Below are 21,135 nucleotides of genomic sequence, written 5' to 3'. Positions count from 1 at the left end.
TGCATTAACGAGCGTTATTCCTTATGTCAAAAGTATTAATTATTGGTGCTGGTGGTCAAATTGGCTCAGAGCTAACCTACAAGCTTCGTGAAATTTATGGCAACACAAATGTTGTTGCTAGTGATATTAGTTTTTCTAATTTAGATATTGTTAATTCAGGACAATTTGAGCTTTTAGATGCTAAAGATTATAATGCTGTTAAAATTTGTGTTGAAAAATACAATATCGATACTGTATATTTAATGGCAGCCATGTTAAGTGCAACTGGTGAAAAATACCCAATGCAAGCTTGGGATTTAAATACAAACTCCTTATTTCATGTTTTAAACTTAGCTAAAGAAGGCCTTATAAAAAAAATCTTTTGGCCTTCAAGCATTGCGGTTTTCGGACCAACAACACCAACAATAGACACACCTCAACATACCATTATGGAACCAACTACTGTGTATGGTATTACTAAACAGGTTGGAGAACGTTGGTGTGAATATTACCACGAACAATATGGTGTAGATGTTAGAAGCATAAGATATCCTGGAATTATAAGCTGGAAAACCATGCCTGGAGGAGGCACTACAGATTATGCTGTAGAAATTTACCATGAAGCCTTAAAAAAAGGACATTACGAATGTTTTTTATCTGAAGACACCATGCTTCCAATGATGTTTATGGACGATGCTATTAAAGCTACTGTAGATATAATGCAAGCTCCAAAAGATGCCATTAAAATAAGATCAGCTTACAACTTAGCTGCAATTAGCTTTACTCCAAAAACCATTGCTTCTACTATTAAGCAGCATATTCCAGATTTTAACATCACTTATAAGCCAGATTTTAGGCAAACAATTGCTAATAGTTGGCCAAAATCTATTGATGATGCTTCAGCAAGAGCAGATTGGAACTGGAAGCACGATTACAATCTAGAGTCTATGACTAATGAAATGATTATGCAATTGAAAAAGAAATATCCTTCTTCCGAAAAGTTATCTAAATCATTATGATGACATTTTAAGATCCTCTTCGATGTACCAATAGAAACCACAATTAAACCTATTGGCATCATGAAATCTAATTATTTTCTTTTAATATGTTTAGCCTTCTGTAACTTCTCTTGCTTTCAGCAAAAGAATGACAATCTGTATTCAGATTTTGACGCTGAATATGAAAACATTGACAATACTGAAATTTCAAACAAAAACAATACTTCAAAGGGATTAAAATTATATAAAATTAAAAACCAGCAATTTGGGATGATCTTTGGCGTTATGCCAATTCCAAATACATGGAACGTTGTTAACAATACAAAGGACAACATTATGTTTGAAGATCCTAACGGAACCAAAGTGTATGGTGAACGCTATAACAGATTTTATTATTCTAATAACCCACAACAAAATTATTATTCAGAACAAAATGGAAGTCAGATAAAACCACCTAAAGATCTTAATAGTGTTATTCATGAAGACTTAAAACCTTTCTTGGCGTCTAAAGGCATAAATTATATAGGTCAGTTTCCGCTACCTCAATTAGCTCAAGCAGACCAACAGCTTGATAATGCATTGTTTAAATCGGTTCCTGAAGACAAAAAATTCTCTTGTGTTGTTACAGAATGGGAAGATAATAATGGTAATAAATCCCTAGGCGTTTTAAGATATTTTACTAATTATTACACAAGTCTTGGAGGTATGGATTGGGGTTACACACTAAATGCCATGGAAGCTCCTAAATCGGTTTACGAAGAAGCTAAAAAAGATTATATCAATGCCTTACTCAACTTACAAGTGAATCCGAATTGGTTACAACGCAACAATCAATATTACGCTCAACAATCGCAACAAAGTAGTGCACAACATCAACAACGTATGGCAGCAATACGAGCGCAAGGTCAAGCTGCTATAAACACAGGAAACACGTACAGCTCAATACTAGATAGTAATCATGATAGTTGGAAACGACGTAATGCCATAACAGATGCTGGTCATTCTAATTCTGTAAATGCAATTTGGGATCGCAACACTATGAACGACCAAAGTGGAAACACGTATCAAGTAGAAGGGTATTACAACAATGTATGGAAAGGAAATGACGACTATTATATTGGTACAGATAATGTGAATTGGAACCCTAATACAGACAACTCAACCAACCAAATAAATTGGGAGCAATTAGAATACAGTGATGACAATTAGTAATATTTGCGATATATAATAAACATTTTGTCGTTAAAATTTTGATTTAATAGCATTGTATTGGTCTAAAATTGAAATAATTGTATCTTTCTGTTGATTAGCTATTAACATGAAAGAAGCCCACGAAATTAACCATCAATTACAACTTGTAGAAGCTATTAAAGCAAACGATCAAATTGCTTTAAAACAATTTTATATGAATAATTATTTTAAAATTGAAGCTTTGGTTTTAAAAAATAGTGGTTCTGTAGAGCATGCTAAAGACTTATATCAAGAGAGTTTTATTACAGTTTGGAAAAATTTAAAAGCAGACAAATTTACTCCAAAAAATGAAACTGCACTGCAAGGTTATTTGTATCAAATCGCTAAAAACAAATGGATGGATGTTTTACGCTCAAAAACCTTTAAAAAAACAAATTCTTTATCTGATGAAACTCTTGATGTTTTAAAACATGAATCTGAAGATGTATCAATAGAAGATGAATATTCAACAAAGCTGATAGCAACCATGAGTGCCTTTAAAAATCTAGGACAACCTTGCAAACAACTTTTAACTCACTTTTATTTTGAAAAAAAATCCTTAAGAGTTATTGCTTCAGAATTGCAATTGGGAGAAGCTTCAGTACGAAATAAAAAGTACAGATGTATGGAAAAACTCCGAAGCATTGCACTATCCTCAAAATCTTAAAACATTGAAAACTAATAGCAACATATCACAAGAACAACTCGAAACTATTGAGCGCTACATCAATGGCACAATGGCTTCAGAAGAACTCAATGCATTTGAAACCAAACTAAATTCAGATTCAGAGTTTAAATTACAAGTTGAATACATTAAGACCTTGCTTACTGGTATTGAAACACAAGCTCTTAAAGACCAACTAGATGAATTCCATAAAGAGCTTCCTAAATCAACATTTCAAAAAACTGAACCTAAAGTTCGCTATTTGCATTTTAGAAAGTTAGTTGCTGCTGCTGTAATCATCATTGCATTAGGAAGTTTTTGGTTTTTTAATCAAAATCCTAATGAAAAATTATACTCAAAATACTTTAGTCCAGATCCAGGATTACCAACAACCATGAGTAACACTGCTAATTTTGAGTTTTATGATGCTATGGTAAATTATAAACAAGGTGATTATAAAACTGCCATACAAAAATGGGAAATTTTAAAAACCAAAACACCAAATAATGATACGCTAAATTACTTTTTGGGTGTTGCACATTTGGCTAATAAAAATAGAGTCCATGCAATTTCTTTTTTAGAAAAATCCATCAGTGATAAAAATTTTTCGTTCGCTAATGATGCTCACTTTTATTTAGGATTAGCTTACCTAAAAGAAGGAAATATTGAGTTGGCAAAACACAATTTTAAAATGAGTTCTTTTGAAAAAAGCCAAGCCCTTTTATCTGAATTAGAAGATTAACCACTTATTTAAAAAAAGTCTTGATTATGAAACAATTACAACATTGTTTTAAAATTATCATACCTATAATGCTCGTGTTAGGATTTCATTTTAACATGCTTGCACAAGCAGACAATATTCAAGACACCAAACTTATCGACTCGTTAATTGCCTTAAAAGATTTTAAAAAAGCCGATTCTGTTTTAACTAAAAATATTCATGATTTAAAATCTAATCAACATTATGAAGAGCTGACCAGACGCATATATTACTTTGGAAAAATTGCGCTAAACCTTAATGACAAAAACACTGCAATTAAACAAACTAAAGACTTTGCCAACAGCATCGACCAACTCACAGATTCATTGCATGTTACAAGACAAAAACACTTAGTCTTAGCTAGATTTTATGTGCATTTAAGAGATTATAAAAGTGCTTCGGAACAAAACTTACTTGCTCTCGAAGAAACCAAAAAAATGACCAATGCTACTGGAGATTTATTCGGATTAATACACCATAATCTCAGTATTGATTATAGACGTATTGGAACTATTAAAAAAGCAATATGGCACAGTAAAAAATCCTTAGAATATTACTTGTCTTATCCAAAATCTGAAAAGTCAAAAATCTTAGATGCCTACAACTCTCTAGGTGCCAGAATGTGGGACATTTATAAAATAGATAGTGCTATCTATTATTTTAAAAAAGCAGAAAAAATCATTGAAGGATTAGAGCCAACACCAATGAACAAATACTATCATAAAGCCAAGGCACAATCAAACATTAGCTCTGCTCATTCTCAAATTGGAAATATTTCTGAAGCTTCTACCTACAACGAAAAGGCGATTAAAAACTATAATGCATTTATCAATTCAAATTCTGATAAAGACTTTTTTAAAGAAGAAGCTCGACTCTTCATGTTTATGACGATACAAAATTATGCCGACGATTTTATTGCTCAAGGTAATTATACAAAAGCACGAGATTTAAACGAATATGTCTACACACAACAACTAAAACACATGCCTAATAATGATTATGAAATCACTTATTCGTTGCTTAACCTTGGAAATATCTACTTAAAATTAAAAGACCATAAACGCGCTGAAACTTATATTAACAAAGGACTCGAACTTAGCTTAAAAAATGAACAAGACAATAAACTTGGTGTTGCAGATGCCTATTACTACAAAGGAGTTATCAATGATTATTATGGCAATGTAGAAAAGGCAAAAACCAATTACGAATTAAGTAAAACACGTTATGAAGGCATTTTTGGAAAGCACTATGATGATTTTTACCTCAATGCTATGCAAACCTATTCGAAGTTTTATTCTGAAAATGGATACCATATTCAAGCGATAGCAATGGCAAAAAAAGCCTATAACTATGTTGTAAAAAATCAAGGAAAAACAACTACAATCGAAAGTTCGCAACTCATCAATCTCGCAAAGATTTACTTTAAAGCCAACGATTTTGACAATGCTTTAAGTCATATCAACAAAGCCTTAGCATTGTATAACGATTCTGAAGCTTTAACTAGCAATCAGATTAATGATTTTAGTTTAAACCTCGACAAACCTGCTGCAATACTTCTAAAATCTAAAATTGTATTAAAACAACATCAAAAAACAGATGTAACGATTTTAAAAACAGAATATCAACACTTAAAACAAGCCATTTCTATTTTAGAACATCAAAAAACCATTATTACAGAAGACGAAAATTTATCTGTAATCATAGAAGACAACAATGAGCTTTTTGAATATGCTAAGCAAGTGTGTCTTTGGTTATATCAATCTACAAATGAAGCGAGTTACTTAGAAGATATGTTAAGTTTACATGAGTCTAAGTTATATAATAGGATTCGTCAGCAATTAAATGTTAACACTAAATTTTCATCAAATGATATTCCTAAACATGTAATCGAAAAAGAATCTCAATATATTGCACAATTAAAGCAATCTTTAAAAAGCACTAATCATATTGAATCGTTTATTGAAGCCAATGAACAATGGAAAAACTTTCTTTTAACGTTAAAAAAAGATTATCCAAAATATTACAAGCTAAAATATGCTTCAATCGCTAAGGAGTTTAACCTTGATGCGATTACAAAAGAAAAACATTCTGTACTTAGGTATTTGTATATCTATAATGATTTGTTTGCCTTTGTAATCGAAGATCAAAAACTTCAGTTGTTTGAAATAGAAACGATTAAATTAAATCAAGTTCTAAAAGATTTCAATAGTGAACAACTTGATCAACGTGTAGAGCCTTATCATATCTTATATCGCATTTTATGGCAACCTATTGAAAAGGCATTATCTAATGATAATATTATTATTATTCCTGATGGAAATTTATTCAATTTAAGCTTTGAAACCCTATCATCAATTCCTGTTAATTCCTATAAAGCATTAGCTAGTAATAGCTTACTTAATAAGCATCAAATTTCATATAATTACAGCTTACTCTTAATTGATAAACATAAAACGCCTACGTTTTTTGAAAACAATTTTATTGCGTTTACGCCAGAGTTTAATGATAGCATGAAGTCTAACTATAAAACTGCAATTAGAGATTCTATATTTTTAGATAAAGCCTATTTAACATTATTACCACAACCTTTTAGTAAAGACTTAGCGAAATCGTCTTCTAGAATTTTTGAAGGAACATTATTTAGTAACGAAAAGGCTTCAAAGCAAGTCTTTACTAAACAAGCAAAAGAACATAAAATCATTCATATTGGAACACATGCTGAATCTAATAATGTTTCACCAGAATTATCTCGACTTATTTTTGCCAAAAATGTGAGTGACACTTTAGCTACAGATGATAATTCACTCTATACTTATGAGATTTACAATCAGAATTTATCTTCAAATCTCGCCATTCTTACAGCATGTGAAACCGGGAAACCAACGTATCAAGCTGGAGAAGGCATGATTTCATTAGCTCATGCTTTTAATTATGCAGGTAGCGAAAGTATTTTGACCAGTCTTTGGAAAATTGACGAGCAATCTAGTGCGCAAATCATTGAAAGTTTTTATGACTACATCAAACAAGGAAAATCGAAAAATAAAGCCCTTCAAAAAGCTAAACTAGATTATTTAACTACTGCTGAAGGCAGAACTTTAGCACCTCAATATTGGGCTGGTTTGGTTCTTATTGGTGATACAACTCCTATAGATTTAAAATCTTCTTCAAATATACTATATTGGATATTTGGTGTTATTATACTTTTGCTTATTATCGTGCTTATTAAGAAAAAAAGCAAAGCATAAAAAAAGAGCTTTCTATACATTAAGAAAACTCTTTTGTTTAAACACGATAAACTCGTATGTAATACAATTCCCTACAAATTAATAGCAATGACTCGTTTATCAATTAATCATCGTTTAAATTTTAAAATGTGAGCAAAAAATATAAATTTTTTATTTTAGACTTTGTTTATTCTTTTTATTGAGTTCACTTAAAACCTCCTCTATATAAGACTATTACTCAATTTTACGTACAAAAAAACCCGACACTTTCGTATCGGGTTTTCTTTGCTCCTCTTCTTGGGCTCGAACCAAGGACCCTCTGATTAACAGTCAGATGCTCTAACCAACTGAGCTAAAGAGGAGTGTTTCTTCGCTTTTGCGAGCGCAAATATATATTATTTTTTAGGTTTAGCAAACAAAAAAATCAAAAAAATGATTCATTTTGTTATTATATCCAATCATTAATATTTGCAAACAATACTAATGTAATTAAAATGATAAAGCCAACGAGTTGAGCACGCTCTAAAAACTTTTCGCTAGGCTTACGTCCAGAAATCATTTCAAACAATAAAAACATCACGTGACCTCCATCTAATGCAGGAATTGGAAGCAAGTTCAAAACACCTAACATGATTGACAAAAATGCTGTTAGTACCCAAAAGGCTTGCCAACTCCATACACTTGGAAAAATACTATAAATCGCTTTAAATCCTCCAACACCTTTGTAAGCTCCTGTACTCGGATTAAAAATTGCTTTTAATTGTGCGCCATATTTGCTTAATGTATCAACAAAATCAGCTGCTCCTGCTCCAAAGCTCTCACCAAAAGTATAGGTTTGAATGGCAATATCGTAGTAACCTAATTCAGCAAAACGATCATTATCAAATGCTGGATGAAACCCAAATTTACCTTGTTCATCAACTTTTAACTGACGTGTAATTGTTTCTTCACCTCGCAACAACTCTACTGCTAATGTTTGGCTTTTGTAGTTTGCCATTAACGAATCTAATTGATCAAAATAACGTAATGGTTTACCATCAACAGACATTATTACATCACCTTCTTTAATATCTAATGATTTATTTAACGAAGAATCTGCAACAGCTCCAACCATAAACGGAATTCTTCTTTCAAAAAGATCTTTACTTTTGGCAGAGGTAAACTGTCCTAAAAAATCTTCGGGTAAATCGATAACTTTTTCTTGACCATTTCTAACAATAGTAATGTTTTCTGCACCAATAATATTTGAACGAACATCGTAATCGTTTACAACTTTGATATCGTTTACTGCTAAAATTTTATCTCCTGTTTTAAAGCCTAAATCTTGAAGAAACTCATTTTCAACCCAATATCCATCTTTTAAACTTTCTACTTTTGTCGTTTTGTCTCCATAAACAAAGGCTACAAATACATAAATAACGTAGGCTAAAATAAAATTAACAGTAACACCACCTAACATGATAATTAAGCGTTGCCAAGCTGGTTTAGAACGAAACTCCCAAGGTTGTGGTGGTTGAGCCATTTGTTCTTTATCCATACTTTCATCAATCATTCCAGCAATCTTCACATAACCTCCTAAAGGCAACCATCCAATTCCGTAAACGGTTTCACCAATCTTCTTTTTAAATAAAGAAAATTTGATGTCAAAAAATAAATAAAATTTCTCAACTCTTGTTTTAAATAACTTTGCAGGTACAAAGTGTCCTAATTCGTGAAGTACGATTAAAAGCGAAAGGCTTAATAAAAATTGTGATATACGTATTACAAACTCCATGTATCTCTAGTCAAAATTTTACAAGCCACAAAAGTAGTGTTTTGGCGTCATTTAGAAAATTATATTTAGAGTTAAGCCTAATTTTTTAACAAGGTTTTATTAATTGCTCCTTTATTGGTTTGAAATTGTATAAAAAGTAATCCGTTTGAAAAAGATGATATATCAATTTTATCCATCCATTCTGAACGATATAATTCTTGACCAAGAGCATTGTAAATGCTTATAGCATTGACATCTAATCTTTCAGATTTTTGAATATTTATGGCTGCTGAAGACGGATTAGGAAAGACTTTAAGTGAGCTCTCTATTTGAAAATTATCTACACTTAACACAACTTGATTATCTCTAGAAATAATATCGAATTCTGGATTAAAAATCACATCCTGCACCACAAAACCAACAGTTTCAGTAAACTGCTGTGCATTTGAAGTATGATCTAGTACAAGGTCTAATTGTTCACCTAATGTGCCTATTAGTCGTACAGGTACAGGAGCTTCAAAAAAGGATACAGATGGATGACTTTGAGCTTGAGAAAGCTGAATAGCAATTTCTGCGGCTGAAGGTTGATGCCAAGTTAGTGTATAACTCGGATAGCCTTGATTGTATAACCAATCGTTAAAAAACTCTGTTAAATCTTCACCAGATGACGTTTCAACAATACTAATAAAATCTTCCGTTTTAGCATAATCATAAGCATGTTCAGGCGTACTCAAATAGACTTGTAAGGCTTGAAAAAAATCTGTGTCACCTAATTTTTTCCGAAGCATATGCAATACCATAGCACCTTTATTATAACTTAATCTTGAACTAAAAATACGACTCACACTTGTAGTATCAATATCGCTTAAATACACAGCTCCTCCATCTTGTGACGTAATAGAATTGATACGTTGTTGTTTCCAAACTCTAAAAGTTGCATTCCCATCTAAGTGTTCGTAAACAAGACCTGATAAATAGGTGGCAAAGCCTTCGTTTAACCAGATATCCTTCCAACTTCCACAGGTGATTTTGTTTCCAAACCATTGATGTGCTAATTCATGTGCAATTAAGTTTCTATTATAACTTCCCATAAATGAAACAGTTGTGTGTTCCATGCCTCCACCAAAACCAAATTGAGCGTGACCATATTTTTCATCTTCATAAGGATAGGCTTCAAACAAATCAATAAACAAATCCATAATATCAACCGTTACAGGTGTACTTGCCTGAGCGTTAGCTAAACTTTCTTCATACACATAATTAACAATTTCAAAAGGATTGCCATTATTAGGAACTGTATGAGAATACACTTCATAATTGGTTACTGAAATAGCAATGAGATATGCAGGAATTGGATAACGATGCTTAAAATGAGTTGTTTTTTCGCCAGAATTTACTATCTGACTTTGCTCTAATCCGTTTGCAACAGCTACATATTCTTCGTTTGTTGGATTAAATTCTGGTGTGGTTAAAAACACATCTATAGAATCTATTTTATCTATCAAATCTTGTTTGCAAGGCCACCAAGCTTTTGCTCCATAAGGCTCAGAAAGCGTCCAAATAGTTGGATCTCCATTATGCGTTTCTTGAACAAAAGAACCTAAACCAGAACTAATCGGATTTCCAGAGTAACTAATTGTTAAAGAATCTAAAACTCCAATATTTTGAACCATAGGCAAAGTTACCACCAATTCATCATTTGAATTTTGCGTAAAACTTAAAGAGGTTCCTCTTTGATCTACTTGAGAAACCACCATATTATCAGATAAATCAAACGTAATCTGATTCATGTTTTCTTTGGCTTCAAAGTAAGTCGTTATATCTCCTGAAACAAAAGCAACTGATGGATCTAAATTTAATTCTAATCTGTGGTATTTTAAATCGTAATTACCTGTATTTAAATTGGCGCGATGCATAATTTGATTCAGAGCAGATTTTGCTTCGGCAATACGTACATCTTCTAAAATTTCATCAAAATTTTGAGAAAACGCAGTTAAAGATAATAAACAAAAAAGTGAAAGTATTGGTATTCTCATAAGTATTAATTTTTCTTTCTTTTAGCAATATAGCGTGTTAAAAGTACTGAATTTGTTGTAAATGTGTCGTATTTTTGCATTCAAATCTTACGATTCTGTAATCGTTAAAGCCTTAATAATCTGTTATGTTACGATATTTCAAACAACTTAAGCTCTTTTTTTTAGTATTTGCTTTAGTCTCTAGTATTATCATTTATTTTATTTATTCGGCATTAGATAGCGAAAAACCCTTACCTATTTATCAACCTAATCGTATTGATGCTTCATTGGTAGATAGTACCATTCAACATAAAAAAAAGTATCACACCATTGCAAATTTTAAACTCATCAACCAAAATGGAGATACTATTACTCAAGATTACTACCAAGATAAAATTTATGTGGCCGATTTCTTTTTTACGACTTGCCAAACGATTTGTCCTATCATGACAGATCAAATGCATCGCATTCAAGAACAAATCATAAATGATGATGAAGTTATGCTTTTATCGCATTCTGTTACTCCCGAAATTGATTCTGTAGCACAATTAAAACGCTATGCTCTTGAAAAAGGAGTGAATGATACTAAATGGAATTTAGTAACAGGTGATCGAAAACAAATTTATGATCTGGCAAGAAAATCTTATTTAGTGGTTAAACATGATGGTTCTGAAGACTACGGAATGGTACATACCGAAAACTTTGCGCTTATTGATAAAGACAAACAAATTAGAGGTATTTATAATGGTGTTAGTCCGACTTCAATAGACTCTTTACTTCAGGATATAAAACGACTAAAAAAAGAATATCAATAGTTTTAAGATAACAATTTCCTTACGTAGAATTTTTGACTTATTTTTGCTTCTTTAAAATCAATCTAAATAAGCTTGCAAGCAACATTAGCAGACATAAAACGTGGGCAACAAGGCATCATTACTGATGTCTCTTCAATTCACATTCCTCTTAAATTATTAGAAATGGGATGTTTACCTGGCAATCTGGTCGAGCTTGTTCAAGTTGCTCCATTTGCAGATCCAATGTACTTAAACATCAACGGAACACATTTAGCAATTAGAAAAGAAACTGCTATTCACATTTTAATAGAAATTACCAATGTCTAAACAAATTAATGTAGCACTAATTGGTAATCCGAATACTGGAAAAACATCTGTTTTTAATGCCTTAACTGGATTGAATCAAAAAGTTGGTAATTATCCAGGAATTACTGTTGAAAAAAAGGAAGGCATTTGCAAATTACCTCGAGGTGTAAAAGCTCATATTATTGACCTTCCTGGAACGTATAGCTTGAACGCGTCTTCATTAGATGAAAATGTTGTTATAGAACTACTACTCAATAAAAAGGACAAAGATTTTCCAGATGTTGCAGTTGTTGTTAGTGATGTAGAAAACTTAAAGCGTAACCTTTTACTCTACACACAAATTAAAGACTTACAAATACCTACAATTCTTGCCATTAATATGTCTGATCGAATGGCATATAAAGGCATCAAATTAGATATTCCGCTATTAGAAAAAGAATTGAATACTAAAATAGCGTTAATAAGTACTAGAAAAAATAAAGGTATTGACAATCTTAAAGAGCTCATCACAAACTTTAAAGAACTGTCTATAGAACCATGTGTTAATGCTTCAGAAATTGACACAAACTACTTTGATAGTCTTCAAAAAGCATTTCCAAATCAACTCTTGTATAAGCTTTGGTTAGTTATCACTCAAGATGTCAACTTCGGAAAAACAGACAGAAAAGAAATTGATGCTATTAATAGTTTTAAAACAAAAAGCAACGCAGATTTAAAACGATTACAGCAAAAAGAGACTATAAAACGCTATCAATTTATAAATAATACGCTCAAAAAAGGACAAACTATCGATTTAAAATCTGCCAAAGATTTACGAATACAACTCGATAGAATTTTAACTCATAAAGTTTGGGGATATTTAATCTTCTTTTTCATTTTACTTATTATTTTTCAAGCTATTTACGATTGGTCAAGTGTTCCTATGGACTTTATAGATAGTGTTTTTGCTTCTTTTAGTGAATGGACTAAAAATAGTTTGCCTCAAGGTGCTTTTACCAATCTTATTGCTGAAGGTATTATTCCTGGACTTGGAGGAATCGTTATTTTTATTCCACAAATTGCATTCCTCTTTTTATTCATTTCTGTTCTAGAAGAAAGTGGTTATATGAGTCGTGTGGTCTTTTTAATGGATCGAATTATGAGACGTTTTGGACTCAGCGGAAAAAGTGTCGTTCCTTTAATTTCAGGTACTGCATGTGCCATTCCAGCAATCATGGCAACCCGAAATATTGAGAGTTGGAAAGAACGTTTAATTACCATTTTGGTAACGCCTTTTACAACCTGTTCTGCAAGATTGCCTGTTTATCTCATTATTATTGCTTTGGTAATTCCTGAAGGTCGATTCTTTGGTTTAAGCTATCAGGCACTTACCTTAATGCTATTATATTTAATAGGATTTGGTGCTGCTATATTTTCGGCTTGGCTACTTAACAAAGTTCTTAACATTAAAAGTAAAACATTTTTTGTGGTAGAAATGCCAAATTATAAATTACCACTCTTCAAAAATGTGGCTTTAACAGTTATCGAAAAAACAAAATCATTTGTGTTTGGTGCTGGTAAAATCATTTTAGCCATTTCAATAGTCTTATGGTTTTTAGCGTCTTATGGACCTGGTGACGATTTTAATAATGCCAAAGAAATTGTAACAACAGAATATGCTTCGCAAGATTTAACTGAAGAAGAATTACAACAAAAAATAGCCTCTCATAAATTAGAACATTCGTTTATAGGCATTGCTGGACATACCATAGAACCTGTAATTAGACCATTAGGCTACGATTGGAAAATTGGTATTGCCATTGTAAGCTCCTTTGCTGCTCGTGAAGTTTTTGTAGGAACTCTTGCAACCATCTATAGTGTAGGAAGCGATGAAGAAGACACCATCAAAAACCGAATGGCAGGAGAAATCAACCCAATTTTAGGTGGACCATTATTTAATTTTGCTAGCGGAATTTCGCTTTTATTGTTTTACGCCTTTGCCATGCAATGCATGAGTACATTAGCCATCGTAAAACGAGAAACTAATAGTTGGAAATGGCCAACCTTACAACTTGTCATCATGAGCGGATTTGCTTATATTGTTGCTTTAATCGCTTTTCAGGTTTTAAAATAAAATGAATACCATCATACAAAACATACTCGTATTTGCTACACTAGGATTTGCTTTAATCTTTCTAGTACGTAAGTTTATTTGGAAACCTAAAAAACCAGTCTCTAAATCTTGTGGTGGAAATGATGACTGTGGTTGTCATTAAGATTATTAAATGTCACCTCGAGCATTGGTAAAAAAAGAAATATATTTCTTTGAAAGCACTTTGCAAAGCAAAACGAGAGGTCTTTATACAATATAGGTCTCGACTGCGCTCGACCTGACAAATCACTAAACTAATTATACTTTTTAAGCCACGCTAAAGTATGTGCTACTTTACTAATCAAGTTACTCGGCTTTGCAGCAATATTGTGATACGATTCAGGAATTTCAACCAAAACGGTTTCTATTTTACGCAACTTTAAAGCATGATATAGTTGTTTAGCTTCACTAGGTGGTGTACGCAAATCATTCATCCCAACCATAACCATTGTTGGTGTTTCTATGTTTCCAACTAAAGATATTGGAGAAAACTTCCAGTAATTCTCAAAATTTTCCCAAGGATGTCCAGGATAACGTGTGTCCTTGTAATAAAAATAATTATCAGCAACCAAAGTTTTACTAATCCAGTTCATTACAGGTTTTACCACAACTGCTGCCTTAAAACGATTGTTCATTCCAATCATCCACGCTGTCATAATGCCTCCTGCACTTCCTCCTGTTACAAATAATTGGTCGTTATTTGCAATGCCTTTTTCTACTAAATAATCTACACCATCCATCACATCGTTGTAATCTTGTCCTGGATAATTGTTCTTCAATAAATTTCCAAATGCTTCGCCATAACTTGTACTTCCTCTAGGATTTGGATAAAACACCACATAACCATCAGCTGCATACAATTGTATTTCAGCTGTAAAACGATCTCCATAGTTTAAAATCGGTCCTCCATGATTTTCAACCAATAACGGATAGCTTTTAGAAGCATCATAAAAAGGTGGCTTTACAATCCATCCTTGAATATCTCTTCCATCAAACGTCGATTTGTACCACACTTCTTCTACCTCACCAAGTTGTCTGTGTGCTAAAACATCAGCATTTAAACTGGTAATAAGTTTTGGCGTTTTTTTATTTTGAATTACAGCCAATTCTGCTGGATATTCTGGTCGTGTTTGCGTATAAGCAATAACACCTTTATTTGACACCGAATACGATCCAGACGCATAAGGTCTTCCTATGGTTGTGCCTCCAACATTATCAGTAAGTTTTGAAATATTTCCTGAAGTGGTAATGTAACCTATTTTGGTATTTCCTTTCTCGTCATACATAAAGTACAAGCCTTTTCCTGAAGTGTCCCAAGAAATATCTGAAACACTTTCGTCCAAGCCAGAAGAAATAATTCTTCGGTTAGAACCATCAGTATTCATTAGATGCAATACTGTATTTTGATGATCTTGAACCTTGTCTAAATAGCCTAAAAACGCAACTGTTTTTCCATCAGGTGATACTTTTGGTGCATAATCTGGTCCATCTTGAGTTGTTAATGTAGTAATCTGCTTGGTATCCACATTCACTTTATAGACTTCGCTGTTTCTAAATCTATATTCCCAATCGTCTACACGATTAGCGGAGAAGTAAATCTCTTTTCCGTCAGGTGAAAACGACAAGCTTCCTCCATGACTGTAATCGCCAGAGGTTAATTGACGTGCTGTTCCGCCTTCGGCAGAAATCATAAAAACATGTGTAAAGCCTGTTGGCATATAACCTCTACCATCGGCTTCGTGTTTTAGTCTATCTGTAATTCGTGCTGGTTCAGCCCATTTAGCGCCTTTAGGTTTTGATGGCATTTGCGCTACAACAGGTGGTTTTTCATCAACAAACATGGTAAATGCTATTTGTGATCCGTCTGGTGACCAAGTTAAGTTTCCAGGTGATTTTTCTAATTGTGATAATTTGGCAATTTGACCAGAATTTAGCCAATACATATAAATTTCGGCACCTTTATCGGTAGAGCTTACAAACGCAATGCGATCTCCATTTGGTGACCATCTAGCTTGAGACTCTCCAACTTCACGAGAGGTTAATTTTCGATGTGATGTTCCGTCAGTATTAACAATCCAAAGGTTACCTCTAGAATTATCCTTCATAATATCAAACCCGTTTCTTCGGTAAACAACTTGCGTTCCATCAGGAGATATTTGAGGATCTGAAGCCCATTCTAATTCAAACACATCTAAAGGTTGAAATGGGATTTTTTCTGCTTGTGCAGAAACTAATTGAAATGTAAAAATAAATAATAGTAATGAACAAAATCGATACATATGCATGCAATTAAAATGAAATTAGTTTAACGGTTTTAAAAATAAATTTTGAGCAACATTTTGAGATACTACCATTTCTAAATCATTCAATTTAATTTTTACAGAACTATCAAAAGGTTCTTTGTAAAGTATTTCAATAGTAGTCCCTAAACTTATGTTGTTATTGTCTAAATATTGCAAGAAACTGGTAGATGTATCTTCTACTCCAATACATTTATAAGTGTTTCCAACATTGGCTTGTGATAAGGTGATTTTTTCAATTTTATTAAATTTTCCATCCTTGTCTGGTATAGGATCTCCATGAGGATCATGCGTAGGAAATTTTAAAAAAGCATCAAGTTCGTTTATTAGTTTTTCAGATTTTATATGTTCTAAGTGTTCTGCTATTTCATGAACTTCATCCCAAGTAAAATTTAACTTTTCAACTAAAAACACTTCCCATAATCTATGCTTTCTAACAATATTAACTGCAACATTAATTCCGCTTTTAGTTAATTTAACACCTTGATATTTTTTATAATTAAGATATTCTTTTTCTGCTAATTTCTTAACCATATCAGTAACAGATGAAGCTTTGGTATTTAAAGCTTCCGCAATTGCATTGGTATTTACCATTTCTTTACCATAAATTCCTAAATGGTAAATAGCCTTGATATAATTCTCTTCGGTTAATGTAAGCATATTCTTTTATAATAATTAATCTCAAAGGTAAAGTTTATATTTTTAATAATTAATTTTTAGATTAGGCTAAAAATTAATTTATATTTGCATAAATTTAAATTAAGATGAAGCTAATATTTGTTCTGTTTCTATTTGCAACTTCACTACTTGAAGCGCAAAATTCATATACTATACAAGGTCGAGTATTATCGCAAAATGAAGGACTCCCTTTTGTAAGCGTCTATTTAAAAAACACAAACCTAGGAACTACTACAGACGACCATGGAAACTTTAAGATATCGAATGTCTCTTCTGGAAAACAAGAAATTATAGCTTCTTTTATTGGCTATCGAACAGAAAAAAAAGTCATTGATATCACTAAAAATATAAATAATCTGGTTTTTAATTTAGAAGTGAACAGTGCTTTAGATGAAGTAGTTGTTACTGGTACACTTAAACCTGTGAGTCGATTAGAAAGTGCAGTACCTGTTGAAGTATATTCTCCTACATTTTTTAAAAAAAACCCTACTCCAAATATTTTTGAAGCACTACAAAATGTAAATGGTGTTAGACCTCAACTCAATTGCAATGTATGCAACACAGGAGACATTCATATTAATGGTCTTGAAGGCCCTTATACGCTTGTCTTAATAGACGGAATGCCAATAGTTAGCGGTTTATCTACTGTGTATGGTTTATCTGGTATTCCAAACTCTTTAATTGAACAAGTAGAAATTGTAAAAGGTCCTGCGTCATCCTTATATGGAAGTGAAGCCGTTGGTGGCTTAATAAATATTATTACAAAATTACCAGAAAATGCGCCTATTGTGTTTGCTGATAGTTTCGTTAATACTTGGGGAGAACTTAATATAGATGCTGGATTTAAAGCCAAAGTCGGTACAAAAGCCACGCTTTTATTCGGCACGAATTATTTCAATTTTAATAATCGTGTAGATAATAACAATGATAATTTTACAGATCTAACGCTTCAAGATCGTATATCTATTTTTAACAAATGGGATTTCAAACGAAAAGAAAATAGAACCTTTTCATTGGCTGGACGGTTTTTTTATGAAGATCGTTGGGGAGGAGAATTACAGTGGAATCCTAGCTATAGAGGTGGTGATGAAGTATATGGTGAAAGCATATATACGACTCGTTTTGAATTGTTAGGGAAATATCAATTACCAATTGCTGAGAAAGTCGATTTTCAATTTTCCTATTCTGATCATGATCAAAATTCTGTATATGGCAATACGCCTTACTTGGCCAAACAACGTATTGGTTTCGGTCAGTTGGTTTGGGATAAACCGCTTAAAAATCATGAGCTCTTATTTGGAACTGCTATTCGTTATAATTATTATAACGACAATACAACAGCGACTTTAAGTGCAGATGAAGTTACAATTCCATCGCTTTTTATTCAAGATGAGATTAAACTAAATGAAAAAAACAATCTTCTACTTGGCTTACGATATGATTATGATAAAAGACACGGATCAATTATAACACCTCGAATAGCCTACAAATACAAACCTACTGTAAACGATATTATTAGAATAAATGCTGGTACAGGATTTAGAGTCGTTAATTTGTTTACCGAAGAACATGCTGCGCTAACTGGAGCAAGAGATGTAATTATTGAAGAAGCATTAGAACCTGAACAATCTTATAATATCAATGTGAACTACCTTAGAAAACTGTATACAAAAAAAGGCATGATGTTTACTTTTGATGCTTCAGCTTGGTACACCTATTTTACAAATGCTATTATTCCAGATTATGATACAAACCCAAATCAAATTCTTTATGATAATTTAGATGGCCATTCAACTTCTAAAGGAATAAGCTTAAATTTAGACGCAGTATTAGCCAATGGCATTAAAGGTAGCATTGGTGCGACTTATCAAGATGTTACTCAAACCGAAAATAGTAATACAACACAACAAATACTAACAGAAAAATTTACTAGTACTTGGGCATTATCTTATAAACACCAACCAACAAATATCACCATTGATTACACTGGAAATATTTATGGTCCAATGCGACTACCAACACTTGGTAGTCTAGATCCTAGACAAGAATATTCGCCTACTTGGAGTATTCAAAACATCCAATTCACATACGATGGACTTAATAATATTGAAATTTACACAGGCATAAAAAACCTTTTAAACTGGACACCAAATCAAGGAAATCCTTTTATTATTGCAAGAGCTGATGACCCTTTTGATGAAAACGTAACTTTTGATGCTGAAGGAAATGCTATAGCAACAACTGAAAACCCGTATGCTTTAACCTTTGATCCTTCCTATGTTTATGCACCAAATCAAGGCATTCGTGCATTTGTTGGACTAAGATATATACTTAAATAAACTGATGATTTTTTAGTACTTTCACATTAAATTGATTACCATGAAAAAACTACTCGCTGTTTTTATATTAATAACTTCCTTTGGTTGCAAAAACGACACACAATCAAACGATAAACTTAACGTGGTGACTACAACCACCATGATTACTGATTTAGTAAATAATATTGGTGGCAAACACATCAATGTACAAGGTTTAATGGGAAGTGGTGTTGATCCTCATCTTTATAAAGCTAGCGAAGGCGATGTGACCAAACTAGTCAATGCAGACATCATCTTTTACAATGGATTACACCTTGAAGGCAAACTAATTGAAGTCTTCGAAAAAATGAAACATAAAACACCCATTGCACTTGGAGAAGAGTTAGATAAAAACAACTTAATTGGCTCAGATTATTTTGCTTCAAATTACGATCCTCATGTCTGGTTTAATATCGATTACTTTATACAGTTTGCCAAGAAGGTCACTAAAGTACTTTCTGAAAAAGATTCTGAAAATGCCGAACAATACCAATCTAATTTAACCACATATACTAATAAACTAAATGTGCTTCAATCTAAACTGAAAGATGTAATAGAAACACTTCCAAAAGACAAACGCATTTTAGTTACAGCACATGATGCTTTTAATTACTTCGGAAAAACTTATGGTTTTGAAGTTGTTGGTCTTCAAGGATTATCTACAGCTACTGAAGCAGGAGTACAAGATGTTCAAGAGCTTTCCGCTTTTATTATTAAGAAAAACATCAAAGCTATATTTGTAGAAAGTTCTGTACCGAAACGAACCATCGAAGCTTTGCAAGCAGCAGTAAAATCAAAAGGACATGAAGTCGCAATTGGAGGAACACTGTATTCTGATGCTTTAGGAAACTCAGGAACAGTTGAAGGGACTTATATAGGTATGTTTGAATATAATGTGAAAACTATTGTTGATGCACTTAAGTAAGTTAGCAGTTAGCAAAATTGAACCAATAAGTTGAAAAGAAAAAGTCAAAATTCAGAAATAATGAGTGTAGAAATGGAATCGCAAAGCATAGCTTTAAGCCTGTAATTTTGGAAGCGAATGATCCATGGGAATTTCCTAATTTTGATATGATTTTTTGGTTCGTTTGTATCAAAACAAAATGACCATTAAAATTGTAAAAAATGACAAAGAAAATTGCAGTACAAATAGACGATTTAACTGTTGCTTACAACTACAAACCTGTACTTTGGGACATTGATCTTGAAATTCCTGAGGGTGTTTTGATGGCTATTGTTGGACCAAATGGTGCAGGTAAATCAACACTTATTAAATCGATTTTAGGGATTTTAAAACCTATTGCTGGAAGCGTTTCTATTTATGGAAAACCTTATGAAAAACAACGCTCTTTAGTGGCTTATGTGCCGCAAAAAGGAAGTGTCGATTGGGATTTCCCAACAACAGCTCTCGATGTCGTTATGATGGGAACTTATGGAAGTTTGGGTTGGATTAAACGTCCAAAACAAAAAGAAAAAAAAGCAGCTTTAGAAGCACTTGAAAAAGTGGGTATGTTGCCTTTTAAAAACAGACAAATTAGTCAGTTATCTGGTGGTCAACAACAACGCATCTTTTTGGCTAGAGCTTTAGTACAAGATGCTTCTATTTACTTTATGGATGAACCTTTTCAAGGTGTCGATGCCACCACAGAAATAGCCATCATCAATATTTTAAAAGAGTTGCGAAAAGCTGGTAAAACGGTTATTGTTGTACATCACGATTTACAAACTGTGCCTGAATATTTTGATTGGGTAACATTTTTAAACGTCAAGAAAATTGCTACAGGTCCTGTTAAAGATATCTTCAATGATGATAACCTAACTAAAACCTATGGAATTAATTACAAAGTGAGTATACAAGAGTAACCATTGACAATGAATAAATAAAATATAATTCTGCATCAATACTTCGAAAAGCTCAGTGTGGCATTGCGAAATTAAAAAAAACA

The 21,135-nt window shown here is 32.5% G+C and carries 16 protein-coding genes and 1 tRNA gene; 12 read left to right on the top strand and 5 right to left on the bottom strand.

Features of this window, described 5'->3' with window-relative positions:
* Positions 1–23 precede the first annotated feature (23 nt).
* From ACP15M_RS07270 to ACP15M_RS07250, 5 genes are all read left to right on the top strand, one after another.
* A complete protein-coding gene (locus ACP15M_RS07270) occupies positions 24–998 on the top strand; it encodes an NAD-dependent epimerase/dehydratase family protein (RefSeq protein ID WP_425076526.1) in 975 nt (324 codons plus the stop codon).
* Positions 999–1,058: 60 nt separating this feature from the next.
* The gene (locus tag ACP15M_RS07265; RefSeq protein WP_425076525.1) at positions 1,059–2,186 is read left to right on the top strand and encodes a hypothetical protein; all 1,128 of its coding nucleotides are present in this window, start codon (positions 1,059–1,061) and stop codon (positions 2,184–2,186) included.
* A gap of 109 nt (positions 2,187–2,295) precedes the next feature.
* Positions 2,296–2,874 carry an RNA polymerase sigma factor gene (locus ACP15M_RS07260; RefSeq protein ID WP_425076524.1) on the top strand — a complete coding sequence of 193 codons (579 nt, stop codon included), beginning with the start codon at positions 2,296–2,298 and terminating at the stop codon, positions 2,872–2,874.
* Between the two features lie 4 nt (positions 2,875–2,878).
* Complete coding sequence (locus ACP15M_RS07255; protein WP_425076523.1) at positions 2,879–3,613, top strand: tetratricopeptide repeat protein; 735 nt, start codon at positions 2,879–2,881, stop codon at positions 3,611–3,613.
* A gap of 26 nt (positions 3,614–3,639) precedes the next feature.
* The gene (locus ACP15M_RS07250; RefSeq protein WP_425076522.1) at positions 3,640–6,876 is read left to right on the top strand and encodes a CHAT domain-containing protein; all 3,237 of its coding nucleotides are present in this window, start codon (positions 3,640–3,642) and stop codon (positions 6,874–6,876) included.
* Positions 6,877–7,143: 267 nt separating this feature from the next.
* On the opposite strand, the gene ACP15M_RS07245 is transcribed toward ACP15M_RS07250, so the two are convergent.
* The 3 genes from ACP15M_RS07245 to ACP15M_RS07235 form a co-directional block, all read right to left on the bottom strand.
* Positions 7,144–7,217: transfer RNA gene (locus ACP15M_RS07245), tRNA-Asn, on the bottom strand.
* An 86-nt stretch (positions 7,218–7,303) separates the two neighbouring features.
* Positions 7,304–8,629 carry an RIP metalloprotease RseP gene (gene rseP, locus ACP15M_RS07240; protein WP_425076521.1) on the bottom strand — a complete coding sequence of 442 codons (1,326 nt, stop codon included), beginning with the start codon at positions 8,627–8,629 and terminating at the stop codon, positions 7,304–7,306.
* A gap of 77 nt (positions 8,630–8,706) precedes the next feature.
* Positions 8,707–10,644, bottom strand: a complete 1,938-nt coding sequence (locus tag ACP15M_RS07235; RefSeq protein ID WP_425076520.1) for a M1 family aminopeptidase — start codon at positions 10,642–10,644, stop codon at positions 8,707–8,709.
* A gap of 125 nt (positions 10,645–10,769) precedes the next feature.
* Here ACP15M_RS07235 and ACP15M_RS07230 point away from each other — a divergent pair, with 125 nt between their 5' ends.
* The 4 genes from ACP15M_RS07230 to ACP15M_RS07215 all read left to right on the top strand — a co-directional run bounded on the left by ACP15M_RS07230 (position 10,770) and on the right by ACP15M_RS07215 (position 13,978).
* A complete protein-coding gene (locus ACP15M_RS07230) occupies positions 10,770–11,438 on the top strand; it encodes an SCO family protein (RefSeq protein WP_425076519.1) in 669 nt (222 codons plus the stop codon).
* 72 nt (positions 11,439–11,510) lie between these two features.
* Positions 11,511–11,744 carry a FeoA family protein gene (locus tag ACP15M_RS07225; RefSeq protein ID WP_425076518.1) on the top strand — a complete coding sequence of 78 codons (234 nt, stop codon included), beginning with the start codon at positions 11,511–11,513 and terminating at the stop codon, positions 11,742–11,744.
* On the top strand, positions 11,737–13,836 hold the full coding sequence (gene feoB, locus ACP15M_RS07220) for a ferrous iron transport protein B (protein ID WP_425076517.1): 2,100 nt from the start codon (positions 11,737–11,739) through the stop codon (positions 13,834–13,836). The genes ACP15M_RS07225 and feoB overlap by 8 nt, the downstream gene beginning before the upstream one ends.
* 1 nt (position 13,837) lies before the next feature.
* Positions 13,838–13,978, top strand: coding sequence for a FeoB-associated Cys-rich membrane protein (locus tag ACP15M_RS07215; RefSeq protein WP_425076516.1), 141 nt, complete (start codon positions 13,838–13,840; stop codon positions 13,976–13,978).
* 130 nt (positions 13,979–14,108) lie between these two features.
* Here ACP15M_RS07215 and ACP15M_RS07210 read toward each other — a convergent pair whose 3' ends face one another.
* Positions 14,109–16,133: a S9 family peptidase gene (locus ACP15M_RS07210; RefSeq protein WP_425076515.1), complete on the bottom strand. Its 2,025-nt coding sequence runs from the start codon at positions 16,131–16,133 to the stop codon at positions 14,109–14,111.
* 21 nt (positions 16,134–16,154) lie between these two features.
* Positions 16,155–16,814, bottom strand: a complete 660-nt coding sequence (locus ACP15M_RS07205; protein ID WP_425076514.1) for a metal-dependent transcriptional regulator — start codon at positions 16,812–16,814, stop codon at positions 16,155–16,157.
* A gap of 104 nt (positions 16,815–16,918) precedes the next feature.
* On the opposite strand from ACP15M_RS07205, the gene ACP15M_RS07200 reads away from it, so the two are divergent.
* From ACP15M_RS07200 to ACP15M_RS07190, 3 genes are all read left to right on the top strand, one after another.
* Positions 16,919–19,171: a TonB-dependent receptor gene (locus ACP15M_RS07200; protein WP_425076513.1), complete on the top strand. Its 2,253-nt coding sequence runs from the start codon at positions 16,919–16,921 to the stop codon at positions 19,169–19,171.
* Between the two features lie 40 nt (positions 19,172–19,211).
* Positions 19,212–20,114, top strand: coding sequence for a metal ABC transporter solute-binding protein, Zn/Mn family (locus ACP15M_RS07195; protein ID WP_425076512.1), 903 nt, complete (start codon positions 19,212–19,214; stop codon positions 20,112–20,114).
* 200 nt (positions 20,115–20,314) lie between these two features.
* Positions 20,315–21,052, top strand: a complete 738-nt coding sequence (locus ACP15M_RS07190) for a metal ABC transporter ATP-binding protein (protein ID WP_425076511.1) — start codon at positions 20,315–20,317, stop codon at positions 21,050–21,052.
* The last annotated feature ends 83 nt before the right edge of the window (positions 21,053–21,135 follow it).

The sequence above is a fragment of the Psychroserpens sp. S379A genome, assembly GCF_049800755.1.
GTDB lineage: Bacteria > Bacteroidota > Bacteroidia > Flavobacteriales > Flavobacteriaceae > Psychroserpens.
The sequence above is the reverse complement of the archived record's forward strand: the minus strand, read 5'-3'. Positions and strand labels throughout refer to the sequence as shown.

Bases quoted from the DNA above. Each gene is read 5' to 3' on its own strand.
- ACP15M_RS07210 (WP_425076515.1), bottom strand. From the start codon at position 16,133: ATGTATCGATTTTGTTCATTACTATTATTTATTTTTACATTTCAATTA.
- ACP15M_RS07200 (WP_425076513.1), top strand. From the start codon at position 16,919: ATGAAGCTAATATTTGTTCTGTTTCTATTTGCAACTTCACTACTTGAA.
- feoB (WP_425076517.1), top strand. From the start codon at position 11,737: ATGTCTAAACAAATTAATGTAGCACTAATTGGTAATCCGAATACTGGA.
- ACP15M_RS07195 (WP_425076512.1), top strand. From the start codon at position 19,212: ATGAAAAAACTACTCGCTGTTTTTATATTAATAACTTCCTTTGGTTGC.
- ACP15M_RS07230 (WP_425076519.1), top strand. From the start codon at position 10,770: ATGTTACGATATTTCAAACAACTTAAGCTCTTTTTTTTAGTATTTGCT.
- ACP15M_RS07190 (WP_425076511.1), top strand. From the start codon at position 20,315: ATGACAAAGAAAATTGCAGTACAAATAGACGATTTAACTGTTGCTTAC.
- ACP15M_RS07215 (WP_425076516.1), top strand. From the start codon at position 13,838: ATGAATACCATCATACAAAACATACTCGTATTTGCTACACTAGGATTT.
- ACP15M_RS07205 (WP_425076514.1), bottom strand. From the start codon at position 16,814: ATGCTTACATTAACCGAAGAGAATTATATCAAGGCTATTTACCATTTA.
- ACP15M_RS07260 (WP_425076524.1), top strand. From the start codon at position 2,296: ATGAAAGAAGCCCACGAAATTAACCATCAATTACAACTTGTAGAAGCT.
- ACP15M_RS07235 (WP_425076520.1), bottom strand. From the start codon at position 10,644: ATGAGAATACCAATACTTTCACTTTTTTGTTTATTATCTTTAACTGCG.
- rseP (WP_425076521.1), bottom strand. From the start codon at position 8,629: ATGGAGTTTGTAATACGTATATCACAATTTTTATTAAGCCTTTCGCTT.
- ACP15M_RS07265 (WP_425076525.1), top strand. From the start codon at position 1,059: ATGAAATCTAATTATTTTCTTTTAATATGTTTAGCCTTCTGTAACTTC.
- ACP15M_RS07250 (WP_425076522.1), top strand. From the start codon at position 3,640: ATGAAACAATTACAACATTGTTTTAAAATTATCATACCTATAATGCTC.
- ACP15M_RS07270 (WP_425076526.1), top strand. From the start codon at position 24: ATGTCAAAAGTATTAATTATTGGTGCTGGTGGTCAAATTGGCTCAGAG.